This window comes from Lentzea sp. NPDC006480, assembly GCF_040611995.1.
GTDB lineage: Bacteria > Actinomycetota > Actinomycetes > Mycobacteriales > Pseudonocardiaceae > Lentzea.
Genome location: NZ_JBEXPJ010000053.1, coordinates 35,416 through 49,211 on the forward strand (window position 1 = coordinate 35,416; position 13,796 = coordinate 49,211).

The window sequence follows — 13,796 nt, forward strand, 5'->3', positions numbered from 1 at the left end:
TTCGGCCGTGCGGGGGCAGATAGGGGATCGACCTTGAGGAAGTACTTCAGAGGCGGGCTGGCCGCACTGACGGGAGCCTTGATCGCGACGAGCGCGGTGCTCGTGCCGACGGCGAACGCGGCGCCGAACCAGGACCCGGACACGGCCAAGCTCGCGGGCGCGCTGACCACCCAGAAGATCACCTGGGAGGAGTGCACGTTCCCCGGTGTCGCCGAGGAGACGGTCAAGAAGTTCAAGACCGTCAAGGGTCTCGCCTGCGCGACCGTCCAGGTGCCGCGCGACTGGCACAACCCGGCCGACGGCAACACGATCGGCATCCGGGTCTCCAAGACCGAGACCGCCTACAAGGGCACCAGCCGGCAGGGCATCGCGCTGGTCAACCCCGGTGGCCCCGGCGGCTCCGGCCTGCCGTGGGGCGCGGCGATGGCCCTGCGCGCCCCGGTCCTCGCCGGCCAGTACGACTTCATCGGCTTCGACCCGCGCGGCGTCGGCCTCTCCACGCCGCTCAAGTGCAGCTACACCGTCCCGAACAGCACCGACGTCAACGTGCTGAACAAGGCGAAGGTCGCCGGCTGCCTCGAGAACCCGCTGACCCAGTTCATCACCACCGAGCAGACCACCTACGACATGGACTTCATCCGCGTCCTGCTCGGCGAGAAGAAGACCTCGTACATCGGCTACTCCTACGGCACCTGGCTCGGCACGTGGTACGCCACCGTGTTCCCGAACAAGGTCCACCGCATGCTGCTCGACTCGGCCGTCGACGCCTCGCAGACGACGCTGGAGAACACCTGGGACCTGCAGCCGCGCACGCGCGACCGCCAGTTCCAGGAGGCGCTGCTCCCGTACATGGCGCGCAACAACGCCACGTACGCCGAGGGCACCGACCCGATGGAGATCCGCCGCAACTGGGAGAAGGCCGGCGGCACCCGTGAGTTCGTCGGGGCGCTGTTCGTCGCGTGGTTCGTGATCCCGTCCATGTACGACACCACCCAGTACCCGACGGCCGCCTCCGCGGTCGCCGCGGTGATCGACGCCTCGAAGGCCCCGGCCACCGGTACGGACTCCGAGAAGGTCGAGCAGCTCGTCTCGAAGATGCTGGCCACCAAGGGCCTCACCGACGAGAACAAGGCGTTCATCGCCAAGGGCAAGCAGAACGCGCTCGCCGCGATCGCCAAGAAGGAGCGCGTCGCGGTGAAGGCCACGACCGCGGCCGCCGAGGTCGAGACCTGGGACGCCACCTTCGAGGCCATCCGCTGCCAGGACGGTCAGTGGAACCAGAACCTGCACTACTGGAACTACTGGCTCGCTGACCTGACCGTGAACGCGCCGTTCATCGCGCCGTTCATGAGCACGCCGCTGTGCGCCTACTGGCAGACCAAGAACTCGAAGCCGGCGCCGGACAAGAAGACGTTCCCGCGCATCCTGATGGCGCAGGCGGAGCTCGACGCCGCCACCGCGTACGAGGGCGGCCTCGCCACCGCGAAGTACCTGCCGAACGCCAAGCTGATCAGCGTCGACAACGAGGGTTCGCACGGCCTGTTCCCGTACAACACGGACTGCGTCGACGACCCGATCACCTTCTACTTCCAGACCGGCGCCACCCCGCGCAAGCAGTTCACCGGCTGCCAGGGAGTTCCGCTGCCGAACGAGGACAAGACCTTCGAGGTCGGCGGCAAGCTCACCAACGGCAAGATCAAGATCAAGATGATCACGCCGGCGGTCAAGGAGGCCAACAAGATCGTCAAGGACCTGCTGAGCGGGTCCTCGACGGCTCCGGCCGACGAGTCGGGCATGCCGGCCAACCTGTAACACCCATTTAGAGCTGCGGCCCTCGGCGCGTTGCGCCGAGGGCCGTTTCCATTGTGGCGCCTAGCGTTGCCACCACTTCTTCTTGACCACGTCGGTGATCACGCAGGTGATGTTGTCCGGACCGCCGTTGCCGTTCGCCAGTGCGATCAGCTGCCACGCGGCCTCGGTTCCGTCCTCAGTGGACTGCAGGATGTCGTGCACGTCCTGCAGATCGGTGTAGTCCGTGAGGCCGTCACTGCAGAGCAGGTAGCGGTCCTCGATCCTGGCCTGGTGCCACGACAGGTCCGGGTCGTGCGAGTTGCCTGACTGCAGGGCCCTGAGCACGTACGCACGGCGTGGGTGGTTCGCGGCCTCTTCCAGCGTCATGCGGCCGGCGTCGACCAGAGCCTGGACCATGGTGTGGTCGTGGGAGATCTGGCGGAGTTCGCCTTCGCGCAGCACGTACGCGCGGGAGTCGCCGATGTGCGCCAGCTGGAAGGCGAGGCCCTCCCAGCGCATGGCGGTCAGCGTGGTGCCGGCGCCCTGCGGGGCCTCGGCGTCGAGTCTGCGCGCGATCTCGGTGACCGCCGGGCCCAGGTCGCCCTGCCAGGTCGCCAGGACGTCCACCGCGAGGGCACTGGCCAGCTCGCCGTGCTCGTGGCCGCCCATGCCGTCGGCCACGGCCTGCAGGTCCGCGCGGACGTAGACCGAGTCCTCGTTGTGCTCGCGCACAAGACCAGGATCGGTCGCCACGGCGATGCGCAGCTCGTGTGTCATACGATCAGTACACCAGTTGTGAAGTGAGTTCACAAGCAATACGGTTGTGAACATGGATGAGACGGTCAACGCCGGGGACATCGCTCGCCTCGCCGACGTGGGGCGGGCGGCCGTGTCCAACTGGCGGCGGCGGTTCGAGGACTTCCCGGCGCCGGTCGGCGGGACGGCCTCCAGTCCGTTGTACCTCCTGCGCGACGTCGAGGCATGGCTGCGGCGCAACGGAAAGCCGTTCCGGGTGTCGCCGGCCGAGCGGCTGTGGACGCAGCTGCGGACCGTCGACGACCTCAAGCTCGGTGAAGCGCTCGCGAACGTTCAAACGGACGCGAAGACGTTCGAGTTCCTGCACGAGCGCTACCTCGAAGCCCACTCGCGGCTGCTCAACCCGACCCCGCCCGAGGTCGTCGAGCTCGTCGTGGCCACTGTCGACGGCGACACGGTGATCGATCCGGCGTGCGGAACCGGCAACCTGCTGATGGCGTCGAGAGCGCGCGACAAGATCGGGCAGGAGCTCGACCCGGTGTCGGCGGTCATCGCGCGGCGCCGGCTGCCCAGGGCGCAGATCATCACCGGAGACTCCTTGCGGCACAACGGGATCGACCAGAAGGCGGACGCGGTGCTGTGCGATCCGCCGTGGCACGACCGGACTTGGGGCCACGAGGAGCTGGTCGGTGACGCCAGGTGGACGTACGGGTTGCCACCGCGCGGCGAGCCGGAACTGGCCTGGTTGCAGCACTGCCTGTCGCTGACGAAGCCCGGCGGACAGGTCGCGGTGCTGCTCCCGTCGGCCGCGGCGGCGCGCAGGCCCGGCAAGCGCATCCGCGGGAACCTGTTGCGGGCCGGGGCGATCCGCGCGGTGATCACCGTGCAGCCGGGCCGCGACCTGTGGCTGCTGCGAAATCCGATCGGCCGCGTGCCCGAGCAGATCGCGCTGCTCGAATCCTTCGGTCCGATCGAGCCGAACACCCGCGTCATCGACCTGCTGGACGACGACGTCGACCTCAGCCCCGCCCGGCACAGCCGCACCGACGCCACCGCCTACCTGGCCCAGCAGCCGGCCTTCGCCGTCCCGAGCCTTCCCGAGCTGCGCGAGCAGGCACCGCCACCGATGACCACGATCGGCGAGCTGATCCGCACCGCACCCGGCACCCACGTCGTCGTCTCCCCCACCGGCGCCGGGTACGAGATCGACCCGGACCGGCTCGACCCGGACTTCCTCGAAGGTGTGCTGCGCGCCGCGTTCGCTCGCACCCCCAGCGGATCCACGCGCCTGGACGTGCGCCGGACGCAGGTGCCGTCGCTGCCGATCCACGAACAACGACGGTACGGACAGGCGTTCAAGCAGCTCAAAGCACTCGAAGAAGGCCTCCAGGAAGCTGCCGGCCTCGTCCGGCTCGGGTACGCGGGCCTGCTGGGCGGACAGATCGGCCCGGCGTGACGGTTAGGCTTCGCACGTGCTGATCGCCGACCGCTACGAGATCGACGACCTGCCACTGGGGCGGGGCGGCATGGGTGCCGTGCACCAGGGCCGGGACCTGCGCCTGGACCGCCGGGTCGCGGTCAAGCTGCTGCGGCTGCCGGGCAGCGACGACGAGGTGCAGCAGCGGTTCGCGCGCGAGGCGAGGATCGTCGCCAGGCTGGAGCACCCCGGAGTCCCGGTCCTGTACGACTTCGGGACGTACGACCAGCGCCTCTTCCAGGTCATGCAGTTCGTCGACGGCGTCACGGTCGCCGACCTGGTGCACGAGTTCGGCCCGCTCCCGCAGGCCTGGGCGGCGAACATCGCGGCGCAGACGGCCGCGGTCCTCACCGAGGCGCACGAGAACGGCATCTGCCACCGGGATCTCAAGCCCACCAACCTGATGCTCTGCCCGGACGGCGCGGTGAAGGTGCTCGACTTCGGCCTCGCGCTGCTGAAGGAGAGCGACGTCGCCCCGTTCAGCCGGGCCGGCCAGATCCTCGGCACGCCCTCCTACATGGCGCCCGAGCAGATCCAGCGCGGCACCGCCGAACCGCGCAGCGACCTCTACGCGCTGGGCTGCGTGCTGCACGAGATGCTGACCGGCGAACAACTCTTCACCGGCCCGACGGCGTACGCGGTGTTCGACAAGCACGTGAAGGAACCGCCGCCGAGCACCGGCAGCGCTCTCGACCCGGTGGTGCAGCGGTTGCTGGCCAAGGATCCCGCGGACCGGCCCGCGACCGCACTGGACGTTTTCGTTGATTTGCAACGGTTTGCCCAGGATCCGCCGCCATTGCCCGGTTTCGTGCAGAACCCGTCGACCGCGGCGATGTACGCGAGCGTGCAGCTCAGGCCGGGATCCGGTTCACCTCGTGATCACCGGTCGCCCACAGGTGCTGCACCGCATATGCCCGCCAAGGCCGCCACACCTCCGAGTGCCTGACCAACGCTCCAGGCGTCGACGGCAGGCCCAAAGCCTTGGCCGCCAATCGAATTCCAAGATCGGTCGGCAGGAACGCGTCCGGGTCGCCCAGCGACCTCATCGCAATCGATTCCACAGTCCACGGGCCGAAGCCCGGTAGCGTTGTCAGCCACTCGCGCGCGACCGCCCGATCAGTCGACGGAGACAGGTCCAAACCGGACTGGAACGCCTCCAGCAGAGCCGCCATCGTGCGGCGGCGCGACTCCGGCATCGCCAGCGCTGCCACGTCGAACTCCAGCGGGAACAGGAACAAGTCCCCGACCGGTGTGCCGTAACGCGCGACGAGACGGGCGGCGTGCGTGCGCGCGGCCTTCGTGGACACCTGCTGACCCAGTACCGCCCGGATCGCGAACTCCGCACCGTCCACCGTGCGCGGGACACGGCGTCCTGGCGCCCGCAACACCAGTTGTGCCAACAACGGGTCAGAAGACAACGCACTGTCGACGACGACCGGATCGACGTCGAGGTCGAGCAGAAACCGGCAGAGGTCTAGAGCAGTACTCAAATCCCGCGGATCGGAAAGCTCCAAAGTGCACGCGACGTGATCGGTCAAGGGCCGCAAAGCCGCGATCCCGCAACCGAAAGGCAGTCGCAATGAGCGCCGGTACACGCCGTCCCGCCACTCCTCGACACCGGGAACGGCGGTGGCGATCAAGTGACCGAACAGGTTGGACGGGCAGAGAGGTGCCTTGAACGGCAAGCGTTCCGTGAACGTGTCCAAGCGCATGCGCACCAGCATGACGCCATTCCAACCGAGACGCTGGCGGGAAAAGGACATCACTCTGGACGGGGCCAACCGGGTGACCTGCTTCGCGACACGATCTCTCGTGGCTAGTCTGGCTGCTGCGCCGTTGCAGCAGCCAGTTCAGCAGGGAAGGGCGGCGTCGCGTGCGATGAGAGCGGCCTGGACGCGGTTGTCGCACCGCAGTTTCGTCAGCAGTCGGCTGACGTGGGCCTTGATCGCCCCTTCTGAGAGGTACATGAGCCTTGCGATGCGCGCGTTAGCCATGCCCTGCGCGAGGTACACCAGCACCTCCTGCTCCCGCCGGGTGAGCAGGCTGATGCGGCTGCGCGCGGCATCACGTCGTTCCGAGTCGGCACCCGTGAAGTGGTCGACGAGCGCCCGCGTCGCGGACGGCGACAGGATCGCCTCGCCCGCGGCCACCACGCGCACCGCGTTGACCAGAGCGTCGGGTTCGCCGTTCTTGAACAGGAACCCCGCCGCGCCGGCGCGCAACGCCGGGAACAACATCTCCTCGGTCTGCTGGGTGCACAGCATGATCACCTGCGTCCCCGGCACGTGCCTGCGCACCATGCGCACCGCCCCGAGGCCCTCCATGCCGGGCATCGCGGCGTCCATCAGCAGCACCTGCGGACGGTGGCGCCGCGCGAGCTCGACGGCACCGCTGCCGTCACCCGCCTCGCCGACCACCACCACGTTGCCGGAACGCTCCAGCACGCCGCGGACTCCGGTGCGGATCAGAACCTCGTCGTCAGCGATGCCAACGGTGATCGTGCGCGGCTTGTCCACCAGTTGCAGACCTGTGCTCGCCCACGAGGTGCTGGTTGTCAACGTCATGCGCACTCCCTGTCAGACCGGACCAGTCACCAGTTTGTTCCCGAACGAGGGTCTCGGGAAGGTAGGCATAACGAGCAGAGTGCGAACCGTCTCGCGCGCATCGACGTGTAACGGGTTGCACACGGCAGGTCACCACCCACGACCTGCGCTGTTGCCGGACCGAGACAGGGACGGCCTGCCGTTACGGCTGGAGGAGAGGACCCGATGACCAGCACCGGACGTTGCGCCCTGTGCGACGGCACGCTGCCTCCGGCCACCTCCGAGCAGCGCAGGTCCTACTGCTCCAACGCCTGCCGCCAAAGGGCTTACCGGCGTCGCGCGACCGTTGCGCCGCCGGTGCCGGTGAGCAGCAGGAACTTGAGAGTGCTCTCGAACCTGCCCGCCGCGCGCGACACGTTCATCGGCCGGCAGCCCGAGCTGTCGAAGCTCGACCAGCTCATGCGCCGGCACCGTCTCGTTACGCTCGTGGGCAGTGCGGGTGCGGGTAAGACCCGGCTGGCGCTGGAGGCCGCGGGCCGGTTGCGGCGCGGGAGAACGGACAGGGTGCTCCTCGTCGAGCTCGGCGAGGTCGTCAGTCCCGCCGACGTCCTGCCCGCGGTCGCGAACGCGCTGGGTGTCGTCGCGGAGTCGGACGAGCCGTTGCGCGACACGGTCCTGGAAACGCTCGTGAACATGAAAGTGGTCGTGGTCCTCGACAACTGCGAACACCTGCTCGACACGTGCGCGGAGCTGACGGACCTGTTGCTGAACCGCTGCCCCGGTGTGCGGGTGCTCGCGACGTCGCGGGAAGCCCTGTGGATCACGGGTGAGGTGAGCTTCCAGGTCGAGGGTCTGCCGGTGCCTTCCACCGACCGCGACCTGGTGACGACCGCCGCGCCGCGCTCCGAGGCCGTGAAGCTGTTCGTGGACCGGGCCCGCGAGCGCAAGCCCGACTTCCGGTTGACGCCTTCGAACACCGCTGCCGTCGCGTTGCTGTGCGCCCGGCTGGAGGGCATGCCGCTCGCGATCGAGCTCGCCGCGCGGTGGGTGCAGTTGCTGCCCGTCGCGGACATCTGCGACCGGATGGACGAGCCGCTCGAACTGCTGACGCTGGGCTGCCGGAAGTCGCCGTCACGCCAGCGTTCGTTGCGCGAGGCGATCGACTGGAGCTACCAGTTGTTGCAGCCGGACGAGCAGTTCGCGTTGCGCCGGCTGTCGGTGTTCGACGGCGGCTTCGACCTGGGCGCGGCCACCGAGGTCTGCTCCTCCGAACGGTCGGCCGAGCCCGTGCTGGACGTGTTGTCCCGGCTGCAGGCCAAGTCGTTGCTCACCGCCATCCCCGGCACGACCCGGTTCCGGCAGCTGGAGTCGATTCGCTTGCACGCCAGGGAGAAGCTGGTGGCGGCGGGCGAGCTGGACGTGGCCTTCGAGGCGCTGGCCCGGTGGTTCACGGACCTGTCGGACGTGCTGATCACCCAGCCGCTGTCGGTGCCGTTCGAGGTGCAGGACAAGCTCGACAACCACGTCGACAGCCTGCTGGGCACGGTCGAATGGGCTGCCGAGCGCGCTGACGAACGGTTGCTGCTGCTGACTTCCGCCCTGGCCGACTGCGCGGCTCGCAGGGGCCGGCTCGGGCAGGCTCGGGTACTGCTGCGGGATGCGTTGCGCCGACCGTCCACAAGGGACGACTACCGCTGCGTGGCGCTGAACCACGCGGCCAGGTTCGCCGCCGAGCAGGGTGATCACGACGAGGCGATCGAGCTGTCCGGTGAGGCTTCCCGGCTGGTGCGCCCGTTGGGGCAACCGGCGCTGGCGATGAGCTGCCGCAGCACCTTGGCCGCGGTGCAACAGTCGTCCGGCGAGTGGGAGGCATCGGACGAGAACAACACCGAGTGCCTGCGGGTCGCCGAACTGCTGGGCGAGCCTCTGGCCCGTGCGACCTGCTTGGTGGACTTGGCCCGTACGGCGTTGTCGCTCGGTAAGCACGAACGCGCCGAGAAGGCCGTCATGAAGGCGTTGCCGATCTCGCGCGCGTCGGGCGTTCCCGCACGCATCGCCTCCGCACTGAACACACGCGGCGTCGTCGCGTTGGTGCAGGGCGACCTCGACGAGTCGACGCACGCCTTCCAGGAAGCACTGCGGATGGACGGCATCAACCCGTTGTCCGCGCCGGACGCCCTCGAAGGACTGGCCGTGGTGGCGTTGATGCGCGGTCAGGCCGAGCGCGCGCTACGACTAGAAGCGACCGGACGGGCATTAAGGCGATCAGTCGGGGTTGTACCGGATCCGTTCTGGGCGGAGAAGGTCGCCGGGGCCATGCGCACCGCACGGCTGATGCTCCCTGTCGCGCGCGCGGAGGCTGCTTCCACGCCGTTGACCGCGACGGAGACCGAGGCGTTCATCCAAGACGAGGTGTGGCTCGACCGCACGGAGGCCGCGCACGACTCGTTGGACGACCACGAGCGCCGCGTGATCGCGTTGCTGGCCACGGGTCTGACCAACCAGCAGATCGCGAACCGGCTGGGCGTGTCCGTGCGGACCGTGGCCTCCCGGCTGCTGCGGCTGCGCGAGAAGCTGGGGCTGCAGAGCCGGGAGGACATCGCTGCCTGGGGAGCCGAAAGGGCAATCGGCTGATTGTGTAAAGGTTTACTCACAGTTGACAGTCAGCGCACGTGCAGCCCGAACCCCGTGCGACCCGCGGGCTCCAGCCCCTCCTTCAGGTGCAGCGAGGGCATCTCGTAGTCACCGAAGTTCTGCCGGCGGAACGCGATCGGCTCGGTCGACTCCAGGGTGAGCAGCCGCTGTTCCCAGGCCTTGGCAGCGTCCGCGAAGTCCTCGCCGGTCATCTTGTCGACGCGGTACAGCACGAACGGCGGCAACACCTCGATGCCGGGGTGGTAGAGGATGCCGTGGTGGATCGGGAACAACAGATCCTCCATCGGCCCGTTGATCCCGCGAGCGGCGTAGTGCGACTCCGGACCACCCGCGGTCACCGACAACAGAGCCCGCCGGCCCGCGAGCGTGCCTTCACCGAAGCGCGCGCCGTACCTGGTGGCGCTGTGCTCGCCGACGCCGTACGCGAAGCGGTGGGTGAACACCCGGTCGACCCAGCCCTTCATGATCGCGGGCATCGTGTACCACCACAGCGGGAACTGGAAGATGATCGTGTCGGCCCAGAGCAGCTTCTCCTGCTCGGCTCGCACGTCCGCGGTGAGCGTCCCGGCCTCGAAGGCGCGGCCGGAGTCCGCGGCGACCTTCAGCGGACTCGACGCGTCGGGCCCGTAGTCCTCCGCGTCCACGACGGCCTTCCAGTTCATCGCGTGGAGATCGCTCACCCGCACCTCGTGTCCCGCGCCCTCCAATGTGGACACCGCGAGGTCCTTCAGCGTGCCGTTGAGCGATTTCGGGTCCGGGTGGGCGTAGACGATCAGCGTCTTCACAAGAACTCCTTCGGATCAGGTACTTCCGATCCTGGACGGCGCTGCCGTCGTCGTTCAGGGACTGGACTTCCTGGTACCAGCAGGACCACCCTCACCCGCGCCGCCGACCCCATACTGGAGAGGTGGACGATCTGGCGGGCTTCCTGCGGCTTCGGCGTTCCCGGATCGACCCGGCGTCCGTCGGCATCCCCACCGACCGGCACCGCCGCGTCGAAGGGTTGCGCCGCGAGGAGATCGCGCACCTGTCCGGGGTGAGCGTCGACTACTACGTGCGCCTGGAACAGGGCCGAGCGACCCAGCCCTCCGAGCAGGTCCTCGACGCGCTCGCCCGCGTGCTGGACCTCGACGAGACCGAACGCGACCACCTCTGCCGGCTCGCCGGGCAGCGTCGTCGCACCACGAAGGCCGTGAGCGGACGGATCCGGCCGGAGCTGCTGCGCATGCTCGACCTGGTCGCCGACGCGGCCGCGCTGATCATGAACCACCGCATGGACGTGCTCGCGGGCAACCACCTCGCCGAGCTGCTCTACGGCCGGCCGTTGCAGGGCATGAACACCGCCCGGCACATCTTCCTGGAGGAGACCGACCTCTACGCGGGCTGGGAGCAGTGCACGCTCGACGTGGTCGGGCACCTGCGCCTGGCCGCCGGGAAGTACCCGGACGACCCCCGGCTGGCCTCGCTCATCGGCGAGCTGGCGATGGGCAGCGAACGCTTCCGCCGCCTCTGGGCACGCGCGGACGTACGCGCCCGTGCACATGGCCCCAAGACTTACCAGCACCCGCTGGTCGGCCTGCTCGAGCTGCACCAGGAGAACTTCTCTCTCCCGTCCGAGTCCGGAATGGAGCTGCTGGTGCTGTCCGCGACCCCAGGCAGCCCCTCCGCGGACGGACTGCGCCTCCTCGCGAGCTACACCGCGAACGAACGCTTTGGCACGGAACAAAGTTAGGCCGTCGTCTCGCAGAGCCGCCAATGGTTAACCAAATAGACAATGACTGGACAGTCATCGTCTTACAACCGTTTTCGGACTGCTCCATTCGAGTGACGGCAGAGGTCTAGACCTTGACCTTCGAGTGGTCTAAACCACATCGTTCCGGTACCCCCTGCGACTGAGGAGACCGATGTCCAAGTTCCGATGGCATCTTGCTGCTCTCTTCGCGGCCGTCGCCGCGATGGTCCTCGGTATCGTCGTCGTCCCCGCTGCTAGCGGTGCCGGTGGCGTGTCCGCCACGTTCTCCAAGGGTTCTGACTGGGGAACGGGCTTCGAGGGCAAGTACACGATCACGAACAACAGCACGGCGGCCCTGACGTCGTGGACTGTCGAGTTCACGATGCCCGCGAACCACCGCGTCACCTCGCTCTGGGACGGCTCGTACACCACGTCCGGCCAGGTCGTCACGGTCAAGAACACCTGGAACGGCAACGTCGGTGTCGGCCAGTCGGTGAGCTTCGGGTTCAACGGCGCGTACTCCGGCACGTTCGCCGCGCCCACGAACTGCAAGCTGAACGGCGGCTCGTGCGAGTCGGGCGGGACCAACCCGACGACGACCACCACGACCAGCACCACCACGACGACCACGACCACCACGACGACGACCACGACTGGTCCGCCGCCGCCCGCGGGCAAGACCACCCTCGGCTACTTCACCGAGTGGGGCACCTACCCCGCCACGAACTACCTGCCCAAGAACATCGACACGTCCGGTACCGCTTCGAAGATCACGCACATCAACTACTCGTTCGGCAACGTGACGAACGGGCAGTGCGCGATCGGCGAGTCGTTCCCGGCGATCGAGAAGTCGTACACGGCGGCCGAGTCGGTCGACGGTGTCGCGGACGTGTGGGACGCGCCGGTGCGCGGTGCCTTCAACCAGCTGATCAAGCTGAAGAAGAAGTACCCGAACCTCAAGGTGCTGTACTCGTTCGGCGGCTGGACCTGGTCCGGTGGCTTCGGCCAGGCCGCGCAGAACCCGGACGCGTTCGCGCAGTCCTGCTACAACCTGCTGAAGGACTCGCGCTGGAACGGCCTGTTCGACGGCATCGACATCGACTGGGAGTACCCCAACGCCTGCGGTCTGAGCTGCGACACCAGCGGCTCGGAGGCGTACGTGAACCTGATGCGCGCGCTGCGCAACAAGTTCGGCCAGAGCTTCCTGGTGACCTCGGCCATCACGGCCGACGGCACGTCCGGCGGCAAGATCGACGCCGCGAACTACGGCGGCGCCGCGCAGTACGTGAACTGGTACAACGTCATGACGTACGACTACTTCGGCGCGTGGGCGGCCCAGGGTCCGACGGCTCCGCACTCGCCGCTGACGAACTACAGCGGCATCCCGACCGCGGGCTTCTACTCGGACAACGCGATCCAGAAGCTGAAGAGCAAGGGCGTTCCGTCGTCCAAGTTGCTGCTGGGCATCGGTTTCTACGGCCGCGGCTGGTCCGGCGTCACGCAGTCGGCTCCTGGCGGCACGGCGACCGGTGCCGCGCCTGGCATCGAGCCGGGCATCCAGAACTACAAGGTGCTCAAGACGTCGTGCCCGGCCAACGGCACGGTCGCGGGCACGGCTTACGCCAAGTGCGGTGACCAGTGGTGGAGCTACGACACCCCGGCCACCATCGGCGGAAAGATGACCTACGCGAAGAACCAGGGTCTCGGTGGCGCCTTCTTCTGGGAGATGTCCGGAGACACCTCGAACGGTGAGTTGGTTTCCGCGATGAGGAGCGGCCTCGGCTGATCCTCGAAACGCCGGGAGGGGAGCTGGGTCAACCCAGCTCCCCTTTTGTTTTCAGCAGTACACCTTCTCCAGCAACCGGAAAGCGGCGTCGCCCGGAGTGCCGCCGTTCGCGGCCTGCGTGATGGAGAGCGTCACGCGCTTGTCCTGCGTGCCGACCATCATCGTCGCGTAACCGTGGATCAAGCCGTCGTGGCCGTAGATCGTGGTGCACGACAACTGGGCGACGGAGACCCCCAGGCCGTAGTCCGGGCTTGCGGCAGTGGTTCTGGTCAGCTCCTGCTGCTGAGCGGGTTTGAGCAGCTTGCCGCCGAGCAGCGCGTTCAGGAACGTGTCCAGGTCGCGGGTCGTCGAGATCATCTCCCCCGCGGCCCAGCCCCACGACGGGTTGAGGCGCGTGACGTCGGTCGGCTTGCCGTCGGCGTCCGGGTAGTAGCCGTGGGCGTGTGGGCCCGGGAGGTCCACTGAGTTGCCGGGCAGCACGGTGTCGTTCAGCCGCAACGGCTTCAGGATCCGCTGCTCGACCGCCTTCGCGTACGGCCTGCCGGTGATCTTCTCGATCAGCAGGCCGATCACGACGTAGTTGGTGTTGGAGTAGCTGTGTTGTGCGCCGGGCTCGAAGCCGAGCGGGCGGCCGGTGGAGATCTTGACCAGTTCGAGCGGGTCCCACGACTTGTAGCGGATGGACGGGAAACCGGCCGGGTCGAGCGGCAGCGCTTCGGTGTAGTCGAAGAGGCCACTGGTGTGCTGCAACAACTGGCGGACGGTGATGCGCTGGTCGACCAGTCCGGGCAGGTAGCGGTCCACCGGCTCGTCCAGGCCGATCTTGCCCTCGCCCGCCAGCTGCAACGCCACTGTGGACACGAACGGCTTGGTGTTGCTGCCGATGCGGAAAGTTCCGTGGTACGGCACGGGTTTGCGGGATCCATGTTCGGCGATGCCCGACCGGAAGGTGCCGAGGCCGGTGATCCGCGTCTGGACTCCGAGTGCGCCGCCGTCCGTGGTGAGCTTGTCGAGGATCTGTTGCACGGCCTCCCGTTGCCCCGCCACCGCCGGTGC

Annotated in this window: 11 protein-coding genes; 6 read left to right on the top strand and 5 right to left on the bottom strand. The window is 68.0% G+C overall.

Annotation, left to right across the window (positions count from 1 at the left end; translation table 11 throughout):
• The first annotated feature begins 33 nt into the window (after positions 1-33).
• Complete coding sequence (locus ABZX92_RS21865) at positions 34-1,812, top strand: alpha/beta hydrolase (RefSeq protein ID WP_355562205.1); 1,779 nt, start codon at positions 34-36, stop codon at positions 1,810-1,812.
• A 60-nt stretch (positions 1,813-1,872) separates the two neighbouring features.
• Here the strand turns inward: ABZX92_RS21865 and ABZX92_RS21870 are convergent, their stop codons facing one another.
• Positions 1,873-2,568: a protein phosphatase 2C domain-containing protein gene (locus ABZX92_RS21870; protein WP_355562208.1), complete on the bottom strand. Its 696-nt coding sequence runs from the start codon at positions 2,566-2,568 to the stop codon at positions 1,873-1,875.
• Between the two features lie 52 nt (positions 2,569-2,620).
• On the opposite strand from ABZX92_RS21870, the gene ABZX92_RS21875 reads away from it, so the two are divergent.
• Positions 2,621-4,003 carry an N-6 DNA methylase gene (locus ABZX92_RS21875; RefSeq protein ID WP_355562211.1) on the top strand — a complete coding sequence of 461 codons (1,383 nt, stop codon included), beginning with the start codon at positions 2,621-2,623 and terminating at the stop codon, positions 4,001-4,003.
• Between the two features lie 16 nt (positions 4,004-4,019).
• On the top strand, positions 4,020-4,970 hold the full coding sequence (locus tag ABZX92_RS21880) for a serine/threonine-protein kinase (protein ID WP_355562214.1): 951 nt from the start codon (positions 4,020-4,022) through the stop codon (positions 4,968-4,970).
• On the opposite strand, the gene ABZX92_RS21885 is transcribed toward ABZX92_RS21880, so the two are convergent.
• Complete coding sequence (locus ABZX92_RS21885) at positions 4,876-5,736, bottom strand: AlkA N-terminal domain-containing protein (protein ID WP_355562217.1); 861 nt, start codon at positions 5,734-5,736, stop codon at positions 4,876-4,878. The two genes, ABZX92_RS21880 and ABZX92_RS21885, sit on opposite strands and share 95 nt — an antisense overlap.
• 138 nt (positions 5,737-5,874) lie before the next feature.
• Positions 5,875-6,588, bottom strand: coding sequence for a response regulator transcription factor (locus ABZX92_RS21890; protein WP_355562220.1), 714 nt, complete (start codon positions 6,586-6,588; stop codon positions 5,875-5,877).
• A 204-nt stretch (positions 6,589-6,792) separates the two neighbouring features.
• On the opposite strand from ABZX92_RS21890, the gene ABZX92_RS21895 reads away from it, so the two are divergent.
• Entirely contained in the window at positions 6,793-9,201 is a 2,409-nt protein-coding gene (locus ABZX92_RS21895; protein WP_355562223.1) for a tetratricopeptide repeat protein, read from the top strand.
• Positions 9,202-9,230: 29 nt separating this feature from the next.
• Here ABZX92_RS21895 and ABZX92_RS21900 read toward each other — a convergent pair whose 3' ends face one another.
• Positions 9,231-10,007, bottom strand: coding sequence for an NAD(P)H-dependent oxidoreductase (locus tag ABZX92_RS21900; RefSeq protein ID WP_355562226.1), 777 nt, complete (start codon positions 10,005-10,007; stop codon positions 9,231-9,233).
• Between the two features lie 122 nt (positions 10,008-10,129).
• On the opposite strand from ABZX92_RS21900, the gene ABZX92_RS21905 reads away from it, so the two are divergent.
• Positions 10,130-10,954 carry a helix-turn-helix transcriptional regulator gene (locus ABZX92_RS21905; RefSeq protein ID WP_355562229.1) on the top strand — a complete coding sequence of 275 codons (825 nt, stop codon included), beginning with the start codon at positions 10,130-10,132 and terminating at the stop codon, positions 10,952-10,954.
• A gap of 172 nt (positions 10,955-11,126) precedes the next feature.
• Positions 11,127-12,740 carry a glycosyl hydrolase family 18 protein gene (locus tag ABZX92_RS21910; protein ID WP_355562232.1) on the top strand — a complete coding sequence of 538 codons (1,614 nt, stop codon included), beginning with the start codon at positions 11,127-11,129 and terminating at the stop codon, positions 12,738-12,740.
• 51 nt (positions 12,741-12,791) lie between these two features.
• Here ABZX92_RS21910 and ABZX92_RS21915 read toward each other — a convergent pair.
• Positions 12,792-13,796: serine hydrolase domain-containing protein (locus ABZX92_RS21915; protein ID WP_355562235.1), on the bottom strand; the 1,005-nt coding region annotated here is incomplete at its 5' end.